Origin of the sequence: Exiguobacterium sp. R-17 (genome assembly GCF_049913315.1) — a bacterium.
In the GTDB taxonomy this organism is placed as follows: domain Bacteria; phylum Bacillota; class Bacilli; order Exiguobacteriales; family Exiguobacteriaceae; genus Exiguobacterium_A.
On record NZ_CP184372.1, the window covers coordinates 1,544,125 to 1,564,302 of the forward strand.

At 46.2% G+C, this 20,178-nt stretch carries 26 protein-coding genes; 18 read left to right on the forward strand and 8 right to left on the reverse strand.

Going from position 1 to position 20,178, the window contains the following annotated elements:
* Positions 1-75: 75 nt before the first annotated feature.
* Positions 76-468 carry a hypothetical protein gene (locus ACN9MT_RS08230; protein WP_290750545.1) on the reverse strand — a complete coding sequence of 131 codons (393 nt, stop codon included), beginning with the start codon at positions 466-468 and terminating at the stop codon, positions 76-78.
* 195 nt (positions 469-663) lie between these two features.
* Here ACN9MT_RS08230 and ACN9MT_RS08235 point away from each other — a divergent pair, with 195 nt between their 5' ends.
* Positions 664-1,182 (forward strand): DUF4256 domain-containing protein, encoded by a 519-nt coding sequence (locus ACN9MT_RS08235; protein ID WP_290758588.1) that lies wholly within the window; start codon positions 664-666, stop codon positions 1,180-1,182.
* A 112-nt stretch (positions 1,183-1,294) separates the two neighbouring features.
* The gene (locus ACN9MT_RS08240; RefSeq protein ID WP_426271990.1) at positions 1,295-2,185 is read left to right on the forward strand and encodes a sensor domain-containing diguanylate cyclase; all 891 of its coding nucleotides are present in this window, start codon (positions 1,295-1,297) and stop codon (positions 2,183-2,185) included.
* Here ACN9MT_RS08240 and ACN9MT_RS08245 read toward each other — a convergent pair.
* Positions 2,147-2,836 carry an alpha/beta fold hydrolase gene (locus ACN9MT_RS08245; protein ID WP_426271991.1) on the reverse strand — a complete coding sequence of 230 codons (690 nt, stop codon included), beginning with the start codon at positions 2,834-2,836 and terminating at the stop codon, positions 2,147-2,149. The two genes, ACN9MT_RS08240 and ACN9MT_RS08245, sit on opposite strands and share 39 nt — an antisense overlap.
* Positions 2,833-3,669: an alpha/beta fold hydrolase gene (locus ACN9MT_RS08250; protein WP_426273485.1), complete on the reverse strand. Its 837-nt coding sequence runs from the start codon at positions 3,667-3,669 to the stop codon at positions 2,833-2,835. Before ACN9MT_RS08250 ends, ACN9MT_RS08245 begins: the two co-directional genes overlap by 4 nt.
* A 48-nt stretch (positions 3,670-3,717) precedes the next feature.
* Between ACN9MT_RS08250 and ACN9MT_RS08255 the strand changes: the two genes are divergently transcribed.
* Entirely contained in the window at positions 3,718-4,386 is a 669-nt protein-coding gene (locus tag ACN9MT_RS08255; RefSeq protein WP_426271992.1) for an HAD family hydrolase, read from the forward strand.
* Positions 4,383-4,766: a GNAT family N-acetyltransferase gene (locus ACN9MT_RS08260; RefSeq protein WP_426271993.1), complete on the forward strand. Its 384-nt coding sequence runs from the start codon at positions 4,383-4,385 to the stop codon at positions 4,764-4,766. The genes ACN9MT_RS08255 and ACN9MT_RS08260 overlap by 4 nt, the downstream gene beginning before the upstream one ends.
* On the opposite strand, the gene ACN9MT_RS08265 is transcribed toward ACN9MT_RS08260, so the two are convergent.
* The 3 genes from ACN9MT_RS08265 to ACN9MT_RS08275 are packed head-to-tail and all read right to left on the reverse strand — an operon-like array spanning position 4,758 to position 6,155.
* Positions 4,758-5,195: a GNAT family N-acetyltransferase gene (locus ACN9MT_RS08265; protein ID WP_426271994.1), complete on the reverse strand. Its 438-nt coding sequence runs from the start codon at positions 5,193-5,195 to the stop codon at positions 4,758-4,760. The two genes, ACN9MT_RS08260 and ACN9MT_RS08265, sit on opposite strands and share 9 nt — an antisense overlap.
* 13 nt (positions 5,196-5,208) lie before the next feature.
* Positions 5,209-5,664 carry a hypothetical protein gene (locus ACN9MT_RS08270; RefSeq protein WP_426271995.1) on the reverse strand — a complete coding sequence of 152 codons (456 nt, stop codon included), beginning with the start codon at positions 5,662-5,664 and terminating at the stop codon, positions 5,209-5,211.
* Positions 5,661-6,155 carry an RNA polymerase sigma factor gene (locus ACN9MT_RS08275; protein WP_426271996.1) on the reverse strand — a complete coding sequence of 165 codons (495 nt, stop codon included), beginning with the start codon at positions 6,153-6,155 and terminating at the stop codon, positions 5,661-5,663. Before ACN9MT_RS08275 ends, ACN9MT_RS08270 begins: the two co-directional genes overlap by 4 nt.
* A 158-nt stretch (positions 6,156-6,313) precedes the next feature.
* Between ACN9MT_RS08275 and ACN9MT_RS08280 the strand changes: the two genes are divergently transcribed.
* The 14 genes from ACN9MT_RS08280 (at position 6,314) to ACN9MT_RS08345 (ending at position 18,947) form a co-directional block, all read left to right on the forward strand.
* Positions 6,314-6,724, forward strand: coding sequence for a group-specific protein (locus ACN9MT_RS08280; RefSeq protein WP_426271997.1), 411 nt, complete (start codon positions 6,314-6,316; stop codon positions 6,722-6,724).
* On the forward strand, positions 6,721-6,924 hold the full coding sequence (locus ACN9MT_RS08285; protein ID WP_426271998.1) for a hypothetical protein: 204 nt from the start codon (positions 6,721-6,723) through the stop codon (positions 6,922-6,924). Before ACN9MT_RS08280 ends, ACN9MT_RS08285 begins: the two co-directional genes overlap by 4 nt.
* Before the next feature lie 187 nt (positions 6,925-7,111).
* Positions 7,112-7,321, forward strand: a complete 210-nt coding sequence (locus tag ACN9MT_RS08290) for a hypothetical protein (RefSeq protein WP_426271999.1) — start codon at positions 7,112-7,114, stop codon at positions 7,319-7,321.
* A gap of 66 nt (positions 7,322-7,387) precedes the next feature.
* Positions 7,388-8,194: a phosphotransferase gene (locus ACN9MT_RS08295; RefSeq protein ID WP_426272000.1), complete on the forward strand. Its 807-nt coding sequence runs from the start codon at positions 7,388-7,390 to the stop codon at positions 8,192-8,194.
* Positions 8,195-8,247: 53 nt separating this feature from the next.
* A complete protein-coding gene (locus ACN9MT_RS08300; protein WP_426272001.1) occupies positions 8,248-8,679 on the forward strand; it encodes a hypothetical protein in 432 nt (143 codons plus the stop codon).
* A gap of 46 nt (positions 8,680-8,725) precedes the next feature.
* A complete protein-coding gene (locus tag ACN9MT_RS08305) occupies positions 8,726-9,706 on the forward strand; it encodes a DUF2268 domain-containing protein (protein WP_426272002.1) in 981 nt (326 codons plus the stop codon).
* 9 nt (positions 9,707-9,715) lie between these two features.
* Positions 9,716-9,997 (forward strand): hypothetical protein, encoded by a 282-nt coding sequence (locus ACN9MT_RS08310; protein WP_426272003.1) that lies wholly within the window; start codon positions 9,716-9,718, stop codon positions 9,995-9,997.
* Positions 9,998-10,566: 569 nt separating this feature from the next.
* Positions 10,567-11,271: an ABC transporter ATP-binding protein gene (locus tag ACN9MT_RS08315; RefSeq protein WP_426272004.1), complete on the forward strand. Its 705-nt coding sequence runs from the start codon at positions 10,567-10,569 to the stop codon at positions 11,269-11,271.
* A gap of 27 nt (positions 11,272-11,298) precedes the next feature.
* The gene (locus ACN9MT_RS08320) at positions 11,299-12,066 is read left to right on the forward strand and encodes a hypothetical protein (RefSeq protein ID WP_426272005.1); all 768 of its coding nucleotides are present in this window, start codon (positions 11,299-11,301) and stop codon (positions 12,064-12,066) included.
* A 19-nt stretch (positions 12,067-12,085) separates the two neighbouring features.
* Complete coding sequence (locus ACN9MT_RS08325) at positions 12,086-14,713, forward strand: ABC transporter permease (RefSeq protein ID WP_426272006.1); 2,628 nt, start codon at positions 12,086-12,088, stop codon at positions 14,711-14,713.
* A 17-nt stretch (positions 14,714-14,730) separates the two neighbouring features.
* Positions 14,731-15,258, forward strand: coding sequence for an HAD-IIIA family hydrolase (locus tag ACN9MT_RS08330; protein WP_426272007.1), 528 nt, complete (start codon positions 14,731-14,733; stop codon positions 15,256-15,258).
* A gap of 483 nt (positions 15,259-15,741) precedes the next feature.
* Entirely contained in the window at positions 15,742-16,401 is a 660-nt protein-coding gene (locus ACN9MT_RS08335; protein WP_426272008.1) for a hypothetical protein, read from the forward strand.
* 5 nt (positions 16,402-16,406) lie between these two features.
* Complete coding sequence (locus ACN9MT_RS08340; protein ID WP_426272009.1) at positions 16,407-17,663, forward strand: hypothetical protein; 1,257 nt, start codon at positions 16,407-16,409, stop codon at positions 17,661-17,663.
* A gap of 30 nt (positions 17,664-17,693) precedes the next feature.
* Positions 17,694-18,947 carry a hypothetical protein gene (locus tag ACN9MT_RS08345; protein ID WP_426272010.1) on the forward strand — a complete coding sequence of 418 codons (1,254 nt, stop codon included), beginning with the start codon at positions 17,694-17,696 and terminating at the stop codon, positions 18,945-18,947.
* 1 nt (position 18,948) lies between these two features.
* Here ACN9MT_RS08345 and ACN9MT_RS08350 read toward each other — a convergent pair whose 3' ends face one another.
* Together ACN9MT_RS08350 and ACN9MT_RS08355 are read right to left on the reverse strand one after the other, a co-directional pair.
* Positions 18,949-19,479, reverse strand: a complete 531-nt coding sequence (locus ACN9MT_RS08350) for a nucleotidyltransferase domain-containing protein (RefSeq protein ID WP_426272011.1) — start codon at positions 19,477-19,479, stop codon at positions 18,949-18,951.
* Entirely contained in the window at positions 19,476-20,063 is a 588-nt protein-coding gene (locus ACN9MT_RS08355) for a TetR/AcrR family transcriptional regulator (RefSeq protein ID WP_426272012.1), read from the reverse strand. Before ACN9MT_RS08355 ends, ACN9MT_RS08350 begins: the two co-directional genes overlap by 4 nt.
* Positions 20,064-20,178 lie beyond the last annotated feature (115 nt).

The following is a 20,178-nucleotide window of genomic DNA, read 5'->3' on the forward strand; positions in this document are numbered from 1 at the left end:
TTCAAGAATAGATTGGTAATTCCTTCTAAATGAAAGGAAATAAAAAAACAGTACTCTTATGGAATAAGAATACTGTCAGGAAACTCTCGGTTGAATAGAAACGAAATTTTTACGATAGACGATCTCATACGGTAAGACGAACAATATACATGCAAGAGTCGTGAACTGAATCATGCTACCGATTGGTGGTAGTGGAGACAGCGATGCTTCGTGCCACACTTCATATAGACCAATGAACAAAAACAGAACGACGCTACTCGTCGTCACGTAGATAAGCAACCGAAGGGTCAATGGATAATGTCGGACAATCCATAACATCGGTAATCCAAAGATAAAATAGGATAACGTCATCGCAAACGTCCCGAACTGATAGACGATCTCAAAATCAATCGTTGTCAGGAACGAATACGCCGTGAACGCTAAGAACGAAAGAATCGTCACAACAGCTGCATAACTGATCCAGCGCATACGGTTGGCTCCTCTCCTGAATGTTATTCCTGTACACGCGATCGTGACAGAAACCAAATATGTACAATTAGTGTAGGTAGTTCGATTTCATTTGTCAATTATCTTCAGATTGACTTATTCAGTCTATGTACAATTGCAATGAGAGCGAATTCATAGAATAATAAAAAAAGAGAATAAGAAAGTGAGGTTTTATCGATGGATGAACAATTAACGGTGTTCCGTGATCGCTTTGAAGCTACACCTGATTACCACGATGGTCTTTCGTATATTGAGGTCGAGTCACGCCTGACACCTTTAAAACGATCAGCACTCGCTTGGATGGAACAAACAGGAGGAGAACCGAATGTCGTAAACCTTGATGGACGATTCGTCATCATCGATACTGTCAAAGAGAGTCCAGCTGGTCGACGGAGCGTCTGTTTTGACGAAGTCGCTCGACTCGGTCGAAAGAAAAATGCGCCCAAAGCTAGTGTCGAGTCAATGATTGAAGCACTCGAACTCCACCTGTTGACACCAGAACAATATCAAGAACTTCAGACACAGTTTTCTTTTGACGAAAAGACCTCCAGTTGGCTCGCAACACCAGACATGATTCGTCAAAAAGGTGGCGCTTTGTTCGGAGATCGTCGTTATGAGACGACATTCACCTATCACAACGGAGCGGACTCCTATTATGCGAGCCGTGGATTCCGTGTCTTACTTGAATTGGAATAAACCAAAAAACCGCTTCGTAGTCCAAACGAAGCGGTTTTTTACAATTATAGGAAATAATACCCAATCATGATATGATGGACGTTGAGTACAGGAGGTGGACGTCATATTTGTATTGGGATTGATTATGGGTAGTCTTTTAATGTTGCTCAGTTTCCGGTTATTCCGCCAGCAACAGCCGGATACGATTGCATTGTGTAAAGATATCTTCTATGTGTTTGAAGTCCAACCGGAATATCGATTCCGATATATCAGTCCATCCCTCGATGACCATATCGGCAAGGGAGTGGCAGCAGCCAGCTATATGGATCCGGATCAGTGTTTTGCAAGGATTCATCCGGAAGACATCGAAGTCTTGATGTCGAAGATTTCGGGCGACTGTGACTACGATCAACCGTTCCGGCAACGCTGGCGGACAAATGACGGGACGTACGTCTGGTTCGAAGAATATGCGACGCCGATTCGCGAAAATGGACAGATCGTTGCCATCCAAGGGGTGATCCGTAACATTGACGAGCAGTTGAAATCACAACAGGCATTACTCGATCAATACCGTATCGATGCCTTGACTGGTTTAGGGAATCGCCATGCCTTCAACGAGGCTGTCCGCAATCTCGATCAAGAGAAGACGACGTATGGATTGATCCTGCTTGACTTGAATGAACTAAAGGAGCTTAACGACCGGTTCGGTCACGCGGTCGGTGACGCCTTGCTTGAACAAACTGGACTTTGTATCCGCCGCTTAACAGATCATGGTTACCGGATCGGTGGTGATGAATTCGTCTTGATCGATGAGAGTCCGTCGATTGAGCTGTTCGAGGGATTCGTCGAACACGTCCGCTCGACGTTCGCGACACACGAAATCGGGCTCGCAATCGGCGCCGTACATACGACAACAGGACGCCGTGTCAACGACGTCCTGCATGAGGCAGATGAGCAGATGTATCAAGAGAAGATGAAAAAACGCTTAAGTCGTCAGCATGGATTGATGCGCTTGAAGCAGTAAGGCATTGAAGCGTTCTGGTTGATCGAGATTTGCCGTATGCCCGGCTTCCTCGACCGGTAAGACGATGACGTTCGGCACGTGTTCCGCAACGAAAGCGGCTGCGTCAACTTCATAGTCTTCATTCGTCCCGTTTAGGATGACGACCGGCAAGGTGATCGACTGCAACATCGTTTCCGTCAGTGCCGGGAAACGGAACGTCATCAAATCGAGGACTGCCCGTGCTGTCGTTTTCCAGGCAGGACCATGCAACTGTTCAAATTGGTCGGCAATTTCCGGTGCTTGCTGATCGATATTAAGGAAAAACTCTCGTTGTTCGCGCATCAGCGGTTCCATCGCTTTAGGAATGAATGGTGAAAAACCCGTGATACATACCCCTTCGAGTTCGTCCGGTGGGTCGAGCGCCAGTTGCATCGCAAGCGTCGCGCCGAGCGACAACCCGAGAATCCATCCTGGACCTTCCTGTGCCATCCGTTCGCGGATGGCACGTGTTGCTTGTTGTAAGTAATCCTCCGTTGCCGGTTCCGTCGTCATTCCGTGACCAGGTAGATCGATCGGAATGAACGTAAAATCATCCGCTAGAGCGGATAATTGTGGCGCAAAGTGTGTCGCTGCCGTTCCCATTAACCCATGTAATACGTACAAGCGTGTCATACGGTAAACTCCTTCGGTTGATGTAGTGTCAAAATCGCGTTTACGATGACGTCCGGACGATCGCGATGCATCAGGTGTGATGCACCCGGAACGAACGTCACGTTCGCCTGATAGGATAGATTCGCCTGTCGCTGTATTAAATCCTGCCATTTATTTTCCATTCGTTCGAGTTCATCTTCCGGAAAACCGGCTGCTATCATCGTCTGGATCGAGTTCGTTTTATCCCGACCGAGAACGGTCAGCGGGAACCCAAGGTCACGCATGAGTGGCTGAAGCGCCTTCGCATCACTCTTCCACTTTGAAATGATCGAATGCATCGCCTGATAGTACGCGGGGTTCCAGTCCGTACGGGCGTCACCATCCGGGAATCGATCGCGAAGGTCGGTTGCTGTCGCTAATTCCGCGAATCGTTCGATCCAGACGGCGTCATTTCCTTCTTGATCGAGCGTCGGTGTATCGAGCTGATCAAGTTCTGCTAAGTCAACGGATGTCGCATCTACGAGGACGAGTCCAGCTACACGCTCCGGATGTCGCAAGGCGAAAGCTTGTGCGACGAGACCGCCGTAAGAATGTCCGACGAGTGTGACTGGGGTCGTGATATTCGTTGCGCTGAGGAACTGGTCGATTTGACGTAAGATACCGGTCGTTCCGTCCATGTAATCGTCTGACCATTCGTGCGGATGAAAGCTGACGACGCGATAGTCCGGTGTTAGTTTCGTTAAAATGTCCGCCCAGTCCTGATACGTTCCACCGAGTGATGGTAACACTAACAACGGTCGACCTGTCGAACCGTCATCGTAGTACGTCACTTGTTTCTCTTGTTGCTGAATCATTCGTTCCAATGAAATCACTCCTCTATAGTATGAAAGGTGTTGTTGATCTTGATTCGTGCGCTATTGTTTGATTTAGACGAGACGTTACATGACCGGAGCGGGTCTCTTCCCTCCTTTCTCGAGAACCAATATGAGCGTTTTTCAGCTCAAATCTCGCCTATTGCGCTAGACGAATATGTCAGCGTCTTCTTAGAGCTTGATCAAGGCGGCCGGGTCTGGAAGGACGTCTTCTATGCAGAGATGATTCGGCTCTTCCAGTTGTCGATTTCTATTGAAGTACTGCTACACGACTACGTGACGCGTTACCCGACCTTCGCACAGAGCTTCCCTGGCGTTACGACCTTTTTTGCGCAATTACCGCTCGAGCTACCGATTGGTTTGCTCTCGAACGGTAGGACATTGTTTCAACGTGCCGTCCTTGACGCGATTGGACTCACTTCTGCCTTTACGCAGATCGGAATCTCGGAACAAGAAGGCTTACGTAAACCGGATCCGGCGTTTTTCTTACGTGTGACAGAACGTTTAAGTGTTCGTCCAGAAGAGGTGCTGTTTGTTAATGACAATTACGATCACGATATCTTACCGGCACGCGCACTCGGTATGAAGGCGATTTGGAAGCGCACGGGCGATATTGCGTTGACCGCCACGCAATTTTCGGACTGGCGTCAGTTGCCGCTTCCGTTACAAAATATTATTCCAAAGGAGACTCGTCTATGACTGAACAGATTCGCCGTTTCCAACCTGAAGATTTTGATCAGATTCATCGCTTGAACGAACAAGAAGGCTGGCAGGATCTCGTCGCTGAGAAAGAGCGGACGCGCCATGCATGGATCAATGCGAATGCCGCTTACGTCCTCGAGTCTGGCGGACAAGTCCTTGCTTATGTCCGTGCTTTGACGGACGGTTTCGTGACGACATACGTCTGTGAGCTTCTCGTCAGTCACGAGGCGCGCATGCAAGGATACGGACAACAGTTACTCGATCACTTGCAACTCACCTATCCGACGCGGATCGATCTCCTGGCAACTCGTCAAGCTGCTTCCTTTTATGAACAACAAGAATTTCGTGCTTTCCATGGTTTCCGTAAATCACGATGAAGCGAGTGATTTCGAATAACTCGTGCTCGTTACGCCGTAGCCCATTGCTTGGTAAAAGTGATGGGCTGCTTCGCGTTCTGGTCGATTACCACTGTTCAGCAAGACGGCAGTTGCTCCTCTTGCGTGCGCCCAGTCTTCCGCTGCTCGGATCAAACGGCGTCCAATTCCCTGCCGACGATGTTTCGCGTTGACGACAAACGCGACGATTCGGACATAGGTCGTATCATGCTCGAACGCTTGCGCCTGAAACAGACCGACGCAGCCGAGAAGAATATCGTCGTCTTCTAACACAAGCAATTCATAATCCGGATGACGAGTGATCCGCGAAAATCGTTCGCGTAAGACGTCCTCGCTTGCCGGATAACCAAGTTGCGTCATCAATCCAACCAATTGCGGTAGATCATCTGTTGTCCAAAACCGGATGGTCATATTTCTCTCCCCCTTATCGTGTGGGCGACAGAATCATCACCCGTTCTCGACCCTCTTCCTGACCGACGACTAACACGTGCTCAGATACCGGATCATCCTTGATTTGATAGACGGTAAACGCATCAAGGTTCGACGCAAAATCAGATGTGTCCTGTTCTAGTTTCGTATCGGTTAAGACATCATCCGTGACGCCAAGTCGCTTCCCTTTCAGCTGTTGCCAGTCTGTATCCGTAACTTTTTGAGCTACCGTGTATAACTTTTCATCATAATACATGCCGACCACCATTGATTGCGACGATTGCTCGGGAACGGTCTCATGCAAGGAACTAAAGCCGATGATCGTCAGACCTGCTGCGAGACAAGCAGCTTGTAACGAGCGCCGGCGCCGTTTCGCTTTGCGGATGCCCTGAATTGTTCGTTGCCTGACGGATGACGGTACATCGATCAAGATTTTTGGATCGTGATTCATAAACTCATCCCCTTCTGTCGTCGTACTTTCTCGAGTGCGCGGTACAACGTGCTTTTAATCGTACTCAGTGGCACTTTGAAGGTTTGCGCAATCTCTTGCAATGACAAATCTTCTTCATACCGGAAGTAGACGATCGAACGCTCGGTCGGTTCGAGGACTTCCAGTAAATCGTCCAAGTACAAGCGATCGACGAGACGCTCTTCAAACGACGTCGTTTGACTCGGTTCGATCGCGAGCGGCTGAAACGACGCTCGATGTTGCTGGAAAGCGCAATTCATCGTGATGCGCGTCAACCACGTCTTAAAATACGAAGCATCCCGTAAACTCTTTCGCCCACGCCATGCCCGGTACGCGACCTCTTGGACGTTCTCAAGCGCTGCCGCCTCCTCTTTCAGATAAATGAAGGAAATACGGTACACATAGTCTTCTTCTGCGAATAAAGCTGCTTCAAAAGCAGCGTCGGATAATGCTGCACCTGACTTTCGAAACACATCGGCATCCTCCTTTTTTGCAATCACTCCCCTATTAGATACGCGACACGATTAAAAAGTTTCATTTTTTTCAAATTTTTCTTACAATTCCCTTTTCTTGCATGAATGAATTCGATAGGATGGGACACAGAGAGATAAAAAAGGAGGATGTACGACGAATGAAACTCTATATCGCTTCTCGCTTTGACCACATTTTGACCGTCCGCTGGCTCCGGGATGAACTCCGCTTGCGTGGTCACGATTTAACATACGACTGGACGAAGAACGACCGGGCAGAAGATTCTGAAGCATTAAGAAAAATTGGTCTTGCGGAATTCGAAGCTGTCAAGCAAGCGGATGCCTTTGTCCTCGTGTTACCAGCAGGAAAAAGTAGCCACGTCGAACTCGGGATTGCGCTTGCGACGAATCGACCGATTTATTTATGTATGCCGGATGCGACTTATTTCACCGGACCGTTAGCAAGCACGTTTTATCATATCGGGCGAACGACTCATTGCTTCGGTACGAAGGAAGAGTGGCTAACGCAAATCATTGCCGATCGCTTACCCGAGGAACAACTAACGTCATGAGGACGGTCCTGTTGACGATCGGTCCGACACATGCCGGGAAAACGACGTTCGCCAAAAAGCTTGCCTATAGTCTCCCCTCAAGCCTTGTCATCGATCAGGATCTACAAGCACGCTTTTTGCTCGAACATTATCCGGACCTCGTCCCAACAGAAGGTCCGAATCACATCAAACATGACTTGACGGTATGGTTGATCGAATAGGCGATTACTTCATCCTTTGAGACGATCATTTTATGTAATGCCAATACTACACGGACCGGTCGGAAACAGCTGTTAAATCAATTTCCCCGTTCGACGTTCCGCTCGATCCTCGTCTGGTTCGATTTACACGAAGCAATCCTTTCAAACCGACTGACTTACTCCAAACGCAATGGACGAGAGATTCGTGGTGACTCGACGTACCACGACATCTATCAGCGGCAACGAATCGAGCCGCCAGTTACAGGTGAAGCGGACAAAATCGTTCGTCTTCGTTCGACGGAAGACGTTGAAACATTCCTCGATCATGTCACGGATTCGTCGCATGACTTTCTTTTCGATGAAGTGTCGACGATTGAAGAACATGACAATCGTGCGTAAAGCATTCGCTTTTTCATAAACGCATGCAAAAAGACTAGCCGATATGTAACCGATTACAAATGAAACAAAGAAAGTAGGCGCGATTATGTCTGAAGAACAACGATTGACTGGCGGAAATGTCTCCGCCGTCTATCAAAAAGGCAACTATGTCTATCGTACACAAAATGAGAACAGTCCAAATGTTCACCGTCTATTACGCCATTTAGAAGCGAAACATCTATCCGGTGTTCCGCGTTTCGTCGGCATCGATGAACAAAATCGAGAGATCCTGACCTTCCTCCCCGGTGAGACAGCGGATTATCCGCTAAAAGCGTATATGTGGAAAGACGATGTCATAAAAGACGTCGCGCGTTTGATGCGCAAATATCATGACGCTACAGTCGACTTCAAAACCGAAAACTGGGAGCCATTGATCAACACCCCTATTCCATACGAAGTTATCTGTCACAATGATTTTGCTGTCTACAATACGATTTTTCAAGATCAAAAACTGAGTGGCGTGATTGACTTTGACCTCGCAGCACCCGGTCCGCGTGCTTGGGACATCGTCTACGCGCTCTATACGTTCGTTCCGCTCAGCAGTAGACGGCAAGCACCTGACGGATCCGTTCTTGCCTATTCACCGGAGCAAGATGATGCACGTTTCGCCAAGCGAGTGAGTCGATTCCTTGATGCTTATGGTTATAGAGGTCCGCGTTCCGAATTGCTATCGATGTTATTGTTGCGCGTCGAAGCGCTATATCTGTTGATTGATCAACGAGCTGTCGACGGCGATGCTGCCTTCATCAAGATGAAAGAAGAGGGTCACGATACACATTATCGGGCAGAACATCGTTTCATTGCCGATCATGGTCCGAAATGGTTCATCGATAAAGATTCATCAGAAAAATAACAGTTTATCTTTCACGTCAGATGTCGGTGATCTTCATAGAGGAGTGATTTTCCGTGAAAACGATTGATCTTGATTTTTTACTGACGACTGAAGAATACGAACTCGAACTGGATAAGATGTCGCTAAAAGCAAATGATCATTATGCAATTGATTTCTATTTTTATGGAGCTGACGAAGCGTTCAAGCTTATAATTGACGATCCTTCGCGTGATTACTTTTTGATGCGTTTTGAAAAGTACGCCGTTTTCCTAGGGACATTGCAAGAGCATGGCATCATCGACGAGAAACTCCGAAATCCATATCCAGTCGTGAAATCAAAAGAATCGATATTTGGAGAGTTCGCCGCGAAGTTTATGAAAACGGACGAAATCTATACTGAACGGGGAGACTTGCACTTATTTGCCATCAGGACACATGAGCAGGATTTTTACATTTTGTCCTACAGAAATCCACTCGTCATTGATCATATGGCGAAAGAGGATTGATTGAACAGCAGTTGTTACATCATAAAAAAAGGAGGATGAACGTAGCTTGAAAAAATCACTGATATTACTTTTAACTGCTCCCCTTCTGCTTTTATCTGCTTGTACAGAAGAGCAAAAGACAACACAGCCTACTAAAATGATGTCAAAGAGTACAAAAGTACAATCCGAATCTGTAAAAATTGATGTCGAAAGTACATTGAACATTGTTTTTCTCTATGAACCATATAAAAAATATCTACAAGCGTCCTTAAAAACAAATGATCCTGAAGTAGATAAAAAGAATTATGCGAAGTATGTCTTAAGCTATATCGACAAAATCGGGGAAAAGGAGCAGTTCGCGACAGCCGACTTGAAAGCTTTCCCGATGTTGCAATCAACCACGTACGAACAAGAGCTACTCGATAAAATCGAGAACTTGATGAAACAACAAGATGACATTACAAAAATCATTAAAAAAAATTACATCGCTTCTCATAAGATCCTTCCCAAAAAGAAAAGTACCATCATCGTCGCTCCGGTTAATCCTGAATCCTCTTTCGATCTTCAGTCAATGAAAGGTGTTTCAGGAGCAGCCTATAAAGATGCATTCATTCTCTACCTGGATACAAACTACGATCAAGACGTCCTGGCATATTCGACGGCACATGAATATCATCACTTAGTCCTCATGGATACACCTGATTTTAGTTTAAATACGACTCTTGATTCCGCCATTGTAGAAGGAAAGGCAGATGCCTTTGCCGACCGAATCGTCAAAGGCGTTTCCATCCCTTGGAATGTCGAGATGGATGAAGCAACGAAGAAACATGTCGTACATCTGGTCAACAGCTATGAAGTATCACAACTCGACTTCGTCGTAGGTAACGAACAAAAAGAGATTCCTCGCTGGAGTAACTACATGTTAGGGCGTGATATCCTCAATCATTATTTTGAGTCGCATCCCGACCAGTCCATCGCTGAATGGACCTATACAGATCAAGCAGATATCTTAAAAGGATACAAGTATCAAAAGGTTCTTGAGCAATGAGGTGCTTTCATGAAATACACATGTCCCGTCTGTGGATATGACCGAATGGACGACGTTGCTTATTATGAAAATGGTGACGCTTCGTTCGAACTTTGTTCTTGTTGCGGCTTTCAGTTCGGAGTAGACGATGATGTCGAAATCGATGATGGTATCTTTTTATCAAGAAGTGAAGCACACGACTTGTATCGCTCAAACTGGCTCAAAGAAGGTGCTAAAGTCTTTAGCCCTTATGCCTTTGAGCCTGGTATAGGAAAGGGTGAACCTTTAGCGAGAAAGGCTTTGAAAAAATAATTACGAGCAATTCATATCAGGCTAGAAACATATCAAAAGAGCGCCACACTTCACGAGGACCTCGTGTAAGTTCGCGCTCCTTTTTTTATGTCATCATGCTCGAATCCCGTACATCATCAACAAAACGGTCACGATAGTTCCTTGATGCAGATGATTCTCAATCGTTACCTCACCATCATGTGAATCGATCATCCGTTTGACGATGACAGACATGCCTAGTAAATCAAGGGCAGGTCGAAGTGATTTCTTCGTCCACTGTCGTTCCTGAGCAGTAGAAGAATATTTTTAATGTCTTCGACTCCACTACTCTTTTCGTTCCTTATTCCTCTCATCGTCCTAAAAGATGGCGGTATCGATTCTCAGGAGCTTCAGCATGATTCTTCTACTGATGCATAGCCATTTCTTACGTCTTCGTTTCATTTTAAATACCTCCCTAGATTGGTGTTCATCCAATCTTAGAGAGAAGTTATGAGAAAAATATAAATGAGTAAGGATTTCAAAAATAAAAACACAATAGACAAAATTTTCTAAAAATAATACACTATATTTAACCAAATTATGTAAAAGGAGTGGCCACATTGAATATTACCTTTCAAGATGTTTCGCACTCGTTCGAGCGAAGTGGTGTCCGGACCAATGTCTTGCATCAACTAAACGGACAATTTTTGCGATCGGAAGTAACGGCACTCGTCGGTCCATCCGGGTCCGGAAAATCGACGTTCCTTAGTCTCCTTGGTTCGCTCGATCGTCCGTCGTCTGGTCAGATTTTCTATGACAGACAGGACATTACGTCTTGGAAGAACAAACGGTTATCACAATTCCGCTCTCAAGAGATTGGCTTCATCTTCCAGCAGTTTCATCTCCTACCGTCACTGACGGTATCTGAAAACCTAAAGGTTGCCTTGTTAAAACAAAAGACGTCGTTTAATCAAGACGAGCGAATCCTCGAGCTGCTCGAACGGGTCGGACTCGACGACAAACGAAATGCTCTACCTGCTCAACTATCCGGCGGACAGCAACAACGGGTCGCAATCGCCCGCGCCTTGCTGCATCATCCGCAATGGATTCTCGCGGACGAGCCGACCGGAAATCTTGATTCCGTGACCGGTGACGCGATTTTCGAGTTGTTACTAGAGCTGCATCGTGAAGCCAAATGTGGCGTTTTATTCGTCACACACGACTTAGAACTCGCTGAACGCGCTGACCGAATTCTCTTCATGCAAGATGGGCGAATTGTCGAAGATCGCCGGAAGCGCACGGTGCAGAGTGTCTAAGTGCTCTTTAGAAGGAGGTGTTCCGCGTTGCAATCGTTTCGCGCCAAATTAATCACGAGCTTTATCGGCTCACTTGTCGTTTTTCTGTTGCTGTCGGTATCGACGCAGTCTGCATATGAAGCGTTTCGGAATGCGGACTTCTCGGAACAGGAGACGACGATCGTGCGGGGATGTAATCATAACGACTTATCCAATTTATTCTTCACAAAAAACAGTTGTAATTTCGATGACAAAATTGATGAAAAAGAAGACGGCGTCGATCTGGGGACGTCCGATGAAAAAAGTAAAAATACGGGTGGCACACCACGCGGTCGAAAAGTAAAGGATCTTCCTCCATTTTCTATTTTGAATGTTGTAGAAGGCACATCCTCCAACAACATTCTATTCTTTACCGCTGTACTTGTACTCGTTGCTTTCGTAGCATACCGGATTCTTCGTCGGCGGCGACGTTCATCACAGTCACTAGAAGTTGACAGTGAAGCAAACCATTGGGTCCAACCATCGTCTGAAAGTTATGTCCAACAAACAAACCTTCAATCGATGCTTACTCCGCCTGAAGAATCATTACGCCTGATGCTATTTGATTTTAACCAACGATTACCACGTGCCCTTCAGCGACGAAGTCACGAATCGTTGACAGACTGGACAGAGCGTATCCATCTGGTGACGCCACTCTCTCCTTATTTCGTCACCCGCTACGCGACGCAAACAGAAGTAGAAGCACTCGATGCACAAGCGATTCACCATTTCGAACAAGATCTTGCGCGTTATTTAAAGACGCAGCTCTCCCAATAACAAGCAAAGGAGACTACATATGTTACGCTTCGTCATCAATCAATGGCGTCGGCAGCGCGGAAAATTCATCCTGACGCTTGTCGGTGCCCTCATCATCAGTGCCGGACTCAGTCTGATGTTCAACTTGACGGACTCGAGTCAAGGGACGGTCGAACAGACCTTACAGAAAAAATGGTCATCCGCCTACGATATCGTCGTCCGACCAAAAGGCAGTCAGATGTCGACGGAGTCGAGTAAGTTACTCGAACCGAATTATCTCAATGGAATCAACGGTGGGATTTCGTTTAAACAGTACCAACAAATTAAACAGATGAACGAGATTGATATCGCAGCCCCAGTTGCTGTCATGGGATACGCTAATATCGGCATCTCGATTCCAAATCAAATCCACTTTCCGGACAAGCCTGGTATTTATCGACTGAGTAATTCACATTATGGTGCTGGTGGATTTTCGAAAGTACTCATCGCGCAGGATGGTGCCTACTTTTCAACCATGGAAGAGCCGCTTGTTCCTCCGAACACGCGATTGATCCATCTTCAAGATCCGAAAGGTTTTTCATCCATACAACCCTTTACCTATAGTCTTATCGTCGGAATCGATCCGGAGGCGGAAGCGCAACTCGTCGGTTTGGATAAGAGCATCCTGAATAAAAAGAAGTTTCGTTACTTCAACCAGAAGGATGTCCCCTCAGCCAGCAAGAAGAGTTCCAATGAATTCAATATTCCGGTATTGATTAATCCAAAATCCTTCAATACGGGATATAGTCAATTTAAGTTAGAACAAGTTAACGTCGATCTGAAAACGAAACAAGCACGCGACACATTTTATCAACGACTAGCTCAATCGAACGCTCCTCAACCTCTCGATCAAGAAAAACGAAAGATCATCCAAGACATTAAAGTCGATGCCTCTAAAGTCGAGAGCGCTTTTTTTGATTCCCTACTCGGTCAAAAAACTAAGGTACTTCCGCATTCGGAAGCAAATACTAACGCTCAACTCGTCGCCCAGACAGGCTCATTGACTTATCAAACGATGAAGAGTCCGTTCCCTACACGATGGGAGAATGCTTATGAAGTACACACAGCACCTACTGCATTCAAAAACACGATATTATCGTCCTCTTATCTTCCGAAACGCGGCTTCCGAACGGTAGATTCTTATGAAATAAAAATGAAAAAATCGGATGGATCTGCTTTTAAATCAATGAATCCTTATCTGACATTTGATGTCGTCGGTTTGTATGATCCAAACAAGATCAATGTCTCCAAAGATCCATTAAACGAATTACCAATGGAGACCTATCGACCTTCGGCTGCGAGTATCGTACTTGACTCAAAAAATGAACCGGTCAATCCTGCCCAACTGATCAACACGACCGGGAATCCAATTGGTCTGTTGACGAACTCTCCAAACGTGCTCACGACAATCGATAGTGTCCAAAAGGTGATGGGTGATCAATCGATTTCATCGATTCGATTAAAAGTAAAGGGTGCTTCTTCTGTCGGTGAACAGTCGGATAAAACCTTACAACGCATCAAGTCGGAAATCGAACGAGATACTGGTCTTATCGCTACGATCACCAAAGGTTCCTCTCCTCAACCGGTCGTCACGAAGGTTGTCGATGAAGGGAAGACGCTCGGTTGGATCGAACAGCCATGGATCCACATTGGTGCTGCGATCACAATCTTCCGCGAGACGAGCGTCGGATTTTCAGGTGTCATCTTCGCGATGCTTGCGGTCGCGATCGTCTATGTCCTCGCGACGAGTTATGTATCAATGCTCGCCCGCCGGAAAGAATTCGCTGTCTTACTCGCTCTCGGCTGGCGAACGAAGGACCTCTACAAAATTGTTTTGATCGAGGCGGCGATCCTCGCCGGATTCGTCTCAACAGTCGCCTTGATTGTCGAAGGCATCTTCTCGCTCGTTCGGAGCGAAGCGATGAACGGCTGGAGCCTTCTCTGGATTGCGCTGTTCAGTCTCGTCATCTACCTGGCAGGTGCGACGTGGTCAGCGTGGACGATTCGTCGGATTTCACCATACGAAGCAATCAAGACCGGTGAATATGCAAAGGCAGCTCGTGTCGGACTAAAGCTTCGTTCGACGGTGACACTCTCACTAAAGGAACTGATCGGGAAGTGGAAACGCAATAGCCTGTCCGTTCTCTCGATTGCTCTACCTACGGCATTGCTGACGTTCTTCTTATTCGTGACGTTTCATTTACAGGGTGTTCTTTATACGTCTTGGCTTGGTCAATTCGTTGCCTTACAAGTCGGTCCGATGCATTACGTGACGATGGGCGTCGCGATTACAATCGCCATTTTGACGACGGGTGAGATCATGTGGCAAAACGTCACCGATCGCCGAGCCTCACTCGCCGTCTTAAAAGCGCTCGGTTGGACGAACGGCGCGATTCGTCAGTTGATCGTCCTCGAAGGATTTCTAGTTGGTCTAATTTCCGGCATCATCGGACTGATTGTTGCCTACACGACGATTTATGTCTTGTATGACCTCGTTCCGTGGAATAAACCGTTATTGATCGGCGTGTCGCTTACTCTACCGATTCTGTTCGGTGTCATCGCAGCTTTCATCCCAGCACAACTGGCCGCGCGTGTTCAACCGTACCAAGAACTGAAAGGTGCTTCGTAAACTAAGGAGTTGTACACATGGATTCTATTCAGGCAATATTTCTTGACCGAGACGGGACGATTGGTGGAGATGCCACCGTCCACTATCCTGGAACGTTTACGCTATTTCCTTACGTTCCTTCGCTAATCGAACGCTTACGCAATCAAGCGATTTTACTGATTGCCTTTACGAATCAACCCGGTATCTCAAAAGGATTGGCGCGTGAAGAGGATTTCCGGACAGAATTACGGGACTTCGGCTTTGATGACATGCTGATTTGTCCGCATGCAGCGGAAGATCGCTGCTCTTGCCGCAAACCGTCATCAGACTTATTACTGCAAGCACAAGCAAAATACGATTTACGACTCGAGCAATGCGTCGTCATCGGTGACCGCTGGAGTGATATGGTGGCAGCCGCGCGTGCTGGATGTATCAAAATCTTAGTCCGTACTGGTGCCGGAGAGAGCACTATCCGCGATTACGCTGACCGATTAGAGCAAGCAAACGTCGACTATATCACCGACGACTTGACGGACGCGATCACTTGGCTCGATACGCAATACTGAGCAAACGAAAAGGCGCGCTTCCATAATGGAAGTCGCGCCTTTGTTATTTCTTCGAACGTTTTGGTTGAGAAGATGCGTAGACACTAACCGCTAACACAAATAAGATGGCAAACCATGTCCAAATTGACATGCCACCGCCTCCTTTTGATGATGCGTGGGTACTTAAACTGTCTTCTTGTTCTCACCAAAAAGTTCCTGCAATCATTTGTTAGCGATTTTTCTCAATAGATAGAGTGCATAGATGATTGATGGGATCGCCATCGCCATAAGAATAAGATGGACACTCCCAAATAAAAGATTCATTGCTAGACTAAAATCTGACACTTTTGTTTCCTCCTACGTTTCAATGGTCATTATATTTATTTTACTATAATAATACATTAGTCTATATTCTAACCCTTACAATTATGTAATAATTTTCAATTCCGCTTCATCATGATGAGATTCACGTTACACTGAATGTACGAAATAGAGGTGAATACGTTGCAATTAACATTTGAGTACATGCCATATTATTACGATGATGATCTTCAGTTGATTCCAAATGACTTTTCAAATCCTGACAATCTGCGATTCGTCATCGAACAAGACTACACATCTGCCTTTAGCATCTTTACGAATCCAGACGATGAATTGTCATCATTCGAAAGTTCATTTCTTGAGCAGTGGTTTCATCGATTACAAGCTTTCCCACTATTCGTCTGTGTAGAGGTGAATCGTTATGACGAAGAGGAATTTGAAGCGTTATGTCGATTTTATTCGATTACATATAATGATTTAACACCACTTGCGGACAAACGATTCATCGTCGCTGAACTGAAGCATGCTGAAGACTTTCAACGATTGTATTCTTACATCTATCCACACGCGAGTTGGAATGATCTTGTCATCTGGTCGACCAAACCAAATGTCTTTCGGATTGAATACCGAACGTACTACTACTCCGAAAGACCAGAAAAAACGGTCATCGTCTCTATGCAGGAAAACATGTCTGTCTTTGCGTTCAGCTACGATGCAGATGTCGTGAATGTTGTTTCAAATCAACCGTTTTTCGAGACATCCGATCGCTTATTCCAAACCTTACCTGACTTCGTCGTTCCAACCTTGATTGACGACACGGAGGACATACAAAAAAAGGAGTGAACAGCTTGCATGCCCTAACAAAACAACTAACTGAATACATGCTCGAGAAATATCGTTTAACTGATTATGTACTCTATGAATCGTCCTACGCTCGACACAAACGGAACGACCAAACCGGTTACTCTTTCGAAACGTTCTGGATTCCGCATAGTACATCCGTAATCGAGGAAGAGGATGGCACGATGCTTCCTGAAGGAACCGTGCAGATTGCGATAAATCCTGTCACGAAACGAACGACGACGTTATCCTTACACGGCTCGATCCTAGTTCACTCCGTACCGAACGACTTACGTGATATCAGCACTCGGATCGCTTGGCTCGAGTCAGAAACCGGCATGATTCATGGTACACATTTCATGCTCGAAGAAGAAAATGAAACTTTTTTCAGTTATGTGAGTTGTTACGACGGAGTCCAGCTGTCTCCAGGTTGCTTCATCCATCTGACGTTAACTGAAAATGGTCAACTCGACGAGTTGTTCATATACGGTCCTCATCCGCTTGAACACCGTGTTGAATCAAAATCTTTTACCTTAACGCTTGAAGAAATTAAATCGCTCATACAACAACAAATAAAATGGTTTTCCTACCTTAAAATAGGACATCAATACGCGCATACTGTCGCCGTGACGTTCGTGACGCAAGAAGGAACTATCCTTGTTCCAAGTAAACTAGATTTCACGACCTCCATCGAAGTGAATGATGTGTTAACCTGGACAGGTTTATCGTCTAAGACGCATGAACGGCATCCGTTTCAATCAGGAGAAGCCATGACCGCAAATGACGTGATCACGCAGACCGAACATCCGGACTTTCGTCCGATTCCGCAGAAGACTGTGAACGCTTGTCGCACCGTTATCAAAGACATCATGCAAAACGAGTACCCTACCGATTCCGGACAATGGATGATTCAGCACATTTACCGGCAACATCCCTACCTTGCTGTCACGTTGTCACGCACGCATCCGACGTCCTATGTCGATCAGTATCGACGCGTCAAGATTCTCCTTGACGCAAAGACGCTTCACTGGATTGACTTGGTCGACAATCAGGAACTGCATGCCGCATTTGCTTCTGTTACTGCACCGGAGCTCGAGGATCATCAACAAGACATCATTTTCAACGCACTACGTCCGTATCTATCTCTCACACCGCGTTATGTGTTTGACGCTTCAAAAGGTCACTATGTTCTTTGTGGCTTGCTCGACTCGAATCACGCTTACTTACCGGCAACAAATGAGGTCGTCTTATTACGCAATCTTTAAAATGAATTCATATACGAAGGAGTGAACGTGTTGCATCCATTAACGAAAGAATTACTTTCCCATATCCAAGATCAATATCAACTGAATGATTATGTCCTACATGAATCCTTCTATCATCGCGAAAAAATTCATGGAGAAACTCAGTATTCGTTTGAGACATGTTGGTTCCCAATCCTGCACGGTCCGTGGTCTGAAGACGAGAGTTATCCAGACGGTACGATTGAGATCCAAGTCGATACAGCTACACGACGAACGACATTAATCAACAAACATGGTGATGTCACGATTCATTCTCTTCCAGATGATTTACGTGATTCAGACACACAGACTGCCTGGCTTGAGCAAGAGTTAGGAATGACGTTCGACCAGGAGTTCATGTTACTGAAGCACCAAGATTCGCTGTATCAATATGTCAGCTGCCAAAACGGAATTCGCCTCTTCCCTGGTCTTTTCATTTCGCTTGAATTGACGGACGATGGAGCGCTTGATTTTTTCAGTGTGTATGGAACTCCCGCGCTGAGCAAGAATTATCCGACTGAATCGTTCACGTTATCACTCGAGCAAATAGCTCCAATCATTTCGCAACAGTTACGGTTCTTTTCAGCTCCTGGTGATCAACAACGAATACAGGCGCATACAATCCAGGAAATCTTTGTTTCTCAAAACGACTCGCTCACGTATCCCTTTAGTGATCCAGACACTTCGTCCGTTGCCATGAACGAGATTGTGACATGGGACAAACCATCTACGTTCTCCTACACACGCAAATTGATTAAGCGGAGGGACACCGTCACGGCACTCGATGCCGAAGCTCAAACACCACACCCGGATTACCGATCGTTGACCGATGAGACATTGACGATTTGTCAATCAATTGCTAAAGACGTCATCGCTGCCGAATATCCTGAAGAGTCAGGAGCGTGGACGATTCAGGAAATCTATCGGGATTTTCCATTCATTAACGTAGTAGTACGCCGGACACACGACGACCTAACGCTTACTTATAAGCGTCGTTTAACGATTCTCCTGATTGAAGAAACTTACGAAGTCAGCCTACTCGTTGATAACGAGTCGATTATCGCGCTCTACTATGACTCGGCGCAACCGTTGCCTAATAGCGTACCGGAAGAAGTCATACGTCACGCACTCATGCCTTACCTAACATTGAAGCCGTATTATGTCTTCGATCAGGCACTCGATCAGTACGTCCCCTGCGGACTACTCGACTCCGATCATGCTTACTTACCGGCAACGAACGAAGTCGTTTTATTGCGCGACTTATGAGTCAGTTCAGCCATTGATCGATCCGATTCCTGACGTCTTGCGGGAGATTAAGTCGTATCAGCTGTTCCAGTCGCTCTTGATCCACTTCCTGCTGAGCAAGACAGTGCTCAATCATCGCGACTTTTTGTTCTCGCCCTGGAATCAATTGATAGATGACATACCAATCGACGAGTGACATAAATGGAAGTCCGGTCTCATTAATCGTTTGTTCAGCAAATGGATAGGCGAAAATCCCCTCGTTATGGCGAATCTGCAGTCCGCTCATCAAATCGAGATCAATTCCTTCGATGATGAATTCCTGGAACACTTGTGTCGCGTACAGTGACGTCTCGTCTTTTTCGACGACAGTTCCCATCTCCGATAACAATTGAATGGCTCGTTCGACGTCTTCTAACGCAACGACGAGATCGATGTCGCGCGGAGTGACAGGCAGTCCATGATGTGCCAACAGCAATGAACCACCGATGCCGAAGCGAATTTGCTCTTGTTGTATTGCCTTAACGATATAGGCTACTACTTCCTGTAAGTTCATCGTCGGAACCCTGCCGCTCGAAATGGTCCTTCCATCGAAATGGTAAAGACGATCCGGGCAATCTCTTCCGGTGTCGTCTCGTTCGGATGACTCAACCACGATTCAATGACACCGAGATGGGCAGCAGAAAGATAGGCGATGAGATAGTCTTCCGGAACGAGCCGTTCTCCCTGTTCGTGTAACCCTGAAAAAAGAATTCGTTGCATGTAATCACGGACCCGATTCCGAAACATCCCGTCGCTCGCCGGACTAAGTAAGATCCGCATTAGTGTCCGGTGCTCATAGAGAAACGTCAGAAACGGAATGATTCGCCGGTACGGAGAGTCCTCCGTTTTGTTGATTAGGACAAAGGGAATCTCCCGTTCGAATGTCGCTTCGATCTTTTCAAAGATTTCATTCGTCATCCGTTCGAGCAATTCGTATTTATCGGCGTAATGATGATAGAATGTCCCGCGATTGACTTCAGCGCGGTCCGTCAATAACTTGATTGTCACAGCGTCAAAGCCGACCTCATCGATCAGCTGAAGGAACGTTTTACGTATTCTCCGATCGGTTCGAATGATGCGTAAATCTTGTTTTTTCATCGAAATCGCCTCTTTCTTCAACAGTTTGTCGGGATGTGTCGCTTAAGCAACAGATAGACGTCAATTGGTCATTGCTCCCATTTTCTCTCCCTTCTATAATGAAAATAATCAACAC

What these genes read in the sequence shown, in the direction of transcription:
- ACN9MT_RS08230 (WP_290750545.1), bottom strand. Translation starts at nt 468, where the DNA reads ATGCGCTGGATCAGTTATGCAGCTGTTGTGACGATTCTTTCGTTCTTA.
- ACN9MT_RS08235 (WP_290758588.1), top strand. Translation starts at nt 664, where the DNA reads ATGGATGAACAATTAACGGTGTTCCGTGATCGCTTTGAAGCTACACCT.
- ACN9MT_RS08245 (WP_426271991.1), bottom strand. Translation starts at nt 2,836, where the DNA reads ATGACACGCTTGTACGTATTACATGGGTTAATGGGAACGGCAGCGACA.
- ACN9MT_RS08250 (WP_426273485.1), bottom strand. Translation starts at nt 3,669, where the DNA reads ATGATTCAGCAACAAGAGAAACAAGTGACGTACTACGATGACGGTTCG.
- ACN9MT_RS08260 (WP_426271993.1), top strand. Translation starts at nt 4,383, where the DNA reads ATGACTGAACAGATTCGCCGTTTCCAACCTGAAGATTTTGATCAGATT.
- ACN9MT_RS08265 (WP_426271994.1), bottom strand. Translation starts at nt 5,195, where the DNA reads ATGACCATCCGGTTTTGGACAACAGATGATCTACCGCAATTGGTTGGA.
- ACN9MT_RS08270 (WP_426271995.1), bottom strand. Translation starts at nt 5,664, where the DNA reads ATGAATCACGATCCAAAAATCTTGATCGATGTACCGTCATCCGTCAGG.
- ACN9MT_RS08280 (WP_426271997.1), top strand. Translation starts at nt 6,314, where the DNA reads ATGAAACTCTATATCGCTTCTCGCTTTGACCACATTTTGACCGTCCGC.
- ACN9MT_RS08285 (WP_426271998.1), top strand. Translation starts at nt 6,721, where the DNA reads ATGAGGACGGTCCTGTTGACGATCGGTCCGACACATGCCGGGAAAACG.
- ACN9MT_RS08295 (WP_426272000.1), top strand. Translation starts at nt 7,388, where the DNA reads ATGTCTGAAGAACAACGATTGACTGGCGGAAATGTCTCCGCCGTCTAT.
- ACN9MT_RS08310 (WP_426272003.1), top strand. Translation starts at nt 9,716, where the DNA reads ATGAAATACACATGTCCCGTCTGTGGATATGACCGAATGGACGACGTT.
- ACN9MT_RS08325 (WP_426272006.1), top strand. Translation starts at nt 12,086, where the DNA reads ATGTTACGCTTCGTCATCAATCAATGGCGTCGGCAGCGCGGAAAATTC.
- ACN9MT_RS08330 (WP_426272007.1), top strand. Translation starts at nt 14,731, where the DNA reads ATGGATTCTATTCAGGCAATATTTCTTGACCGAGACGGGACGATTGGT.
- ACN9MT_RS08350 (WP_426272011.1), bottom strand. Translation starts at nt 19,479, where the DNA reads ATGAACTTACAGGAAGTAGTAGCCTATATCGTTAAGGCAATACAACAA.
- ACN9MT_RS08355 (WP_426272012.1), bottom strand. Translation starts at nt 20,063, where the DNA reads ATGAAAAAACAAGATTTACGCATCATTCGAACCGATCGGAGAATACGT.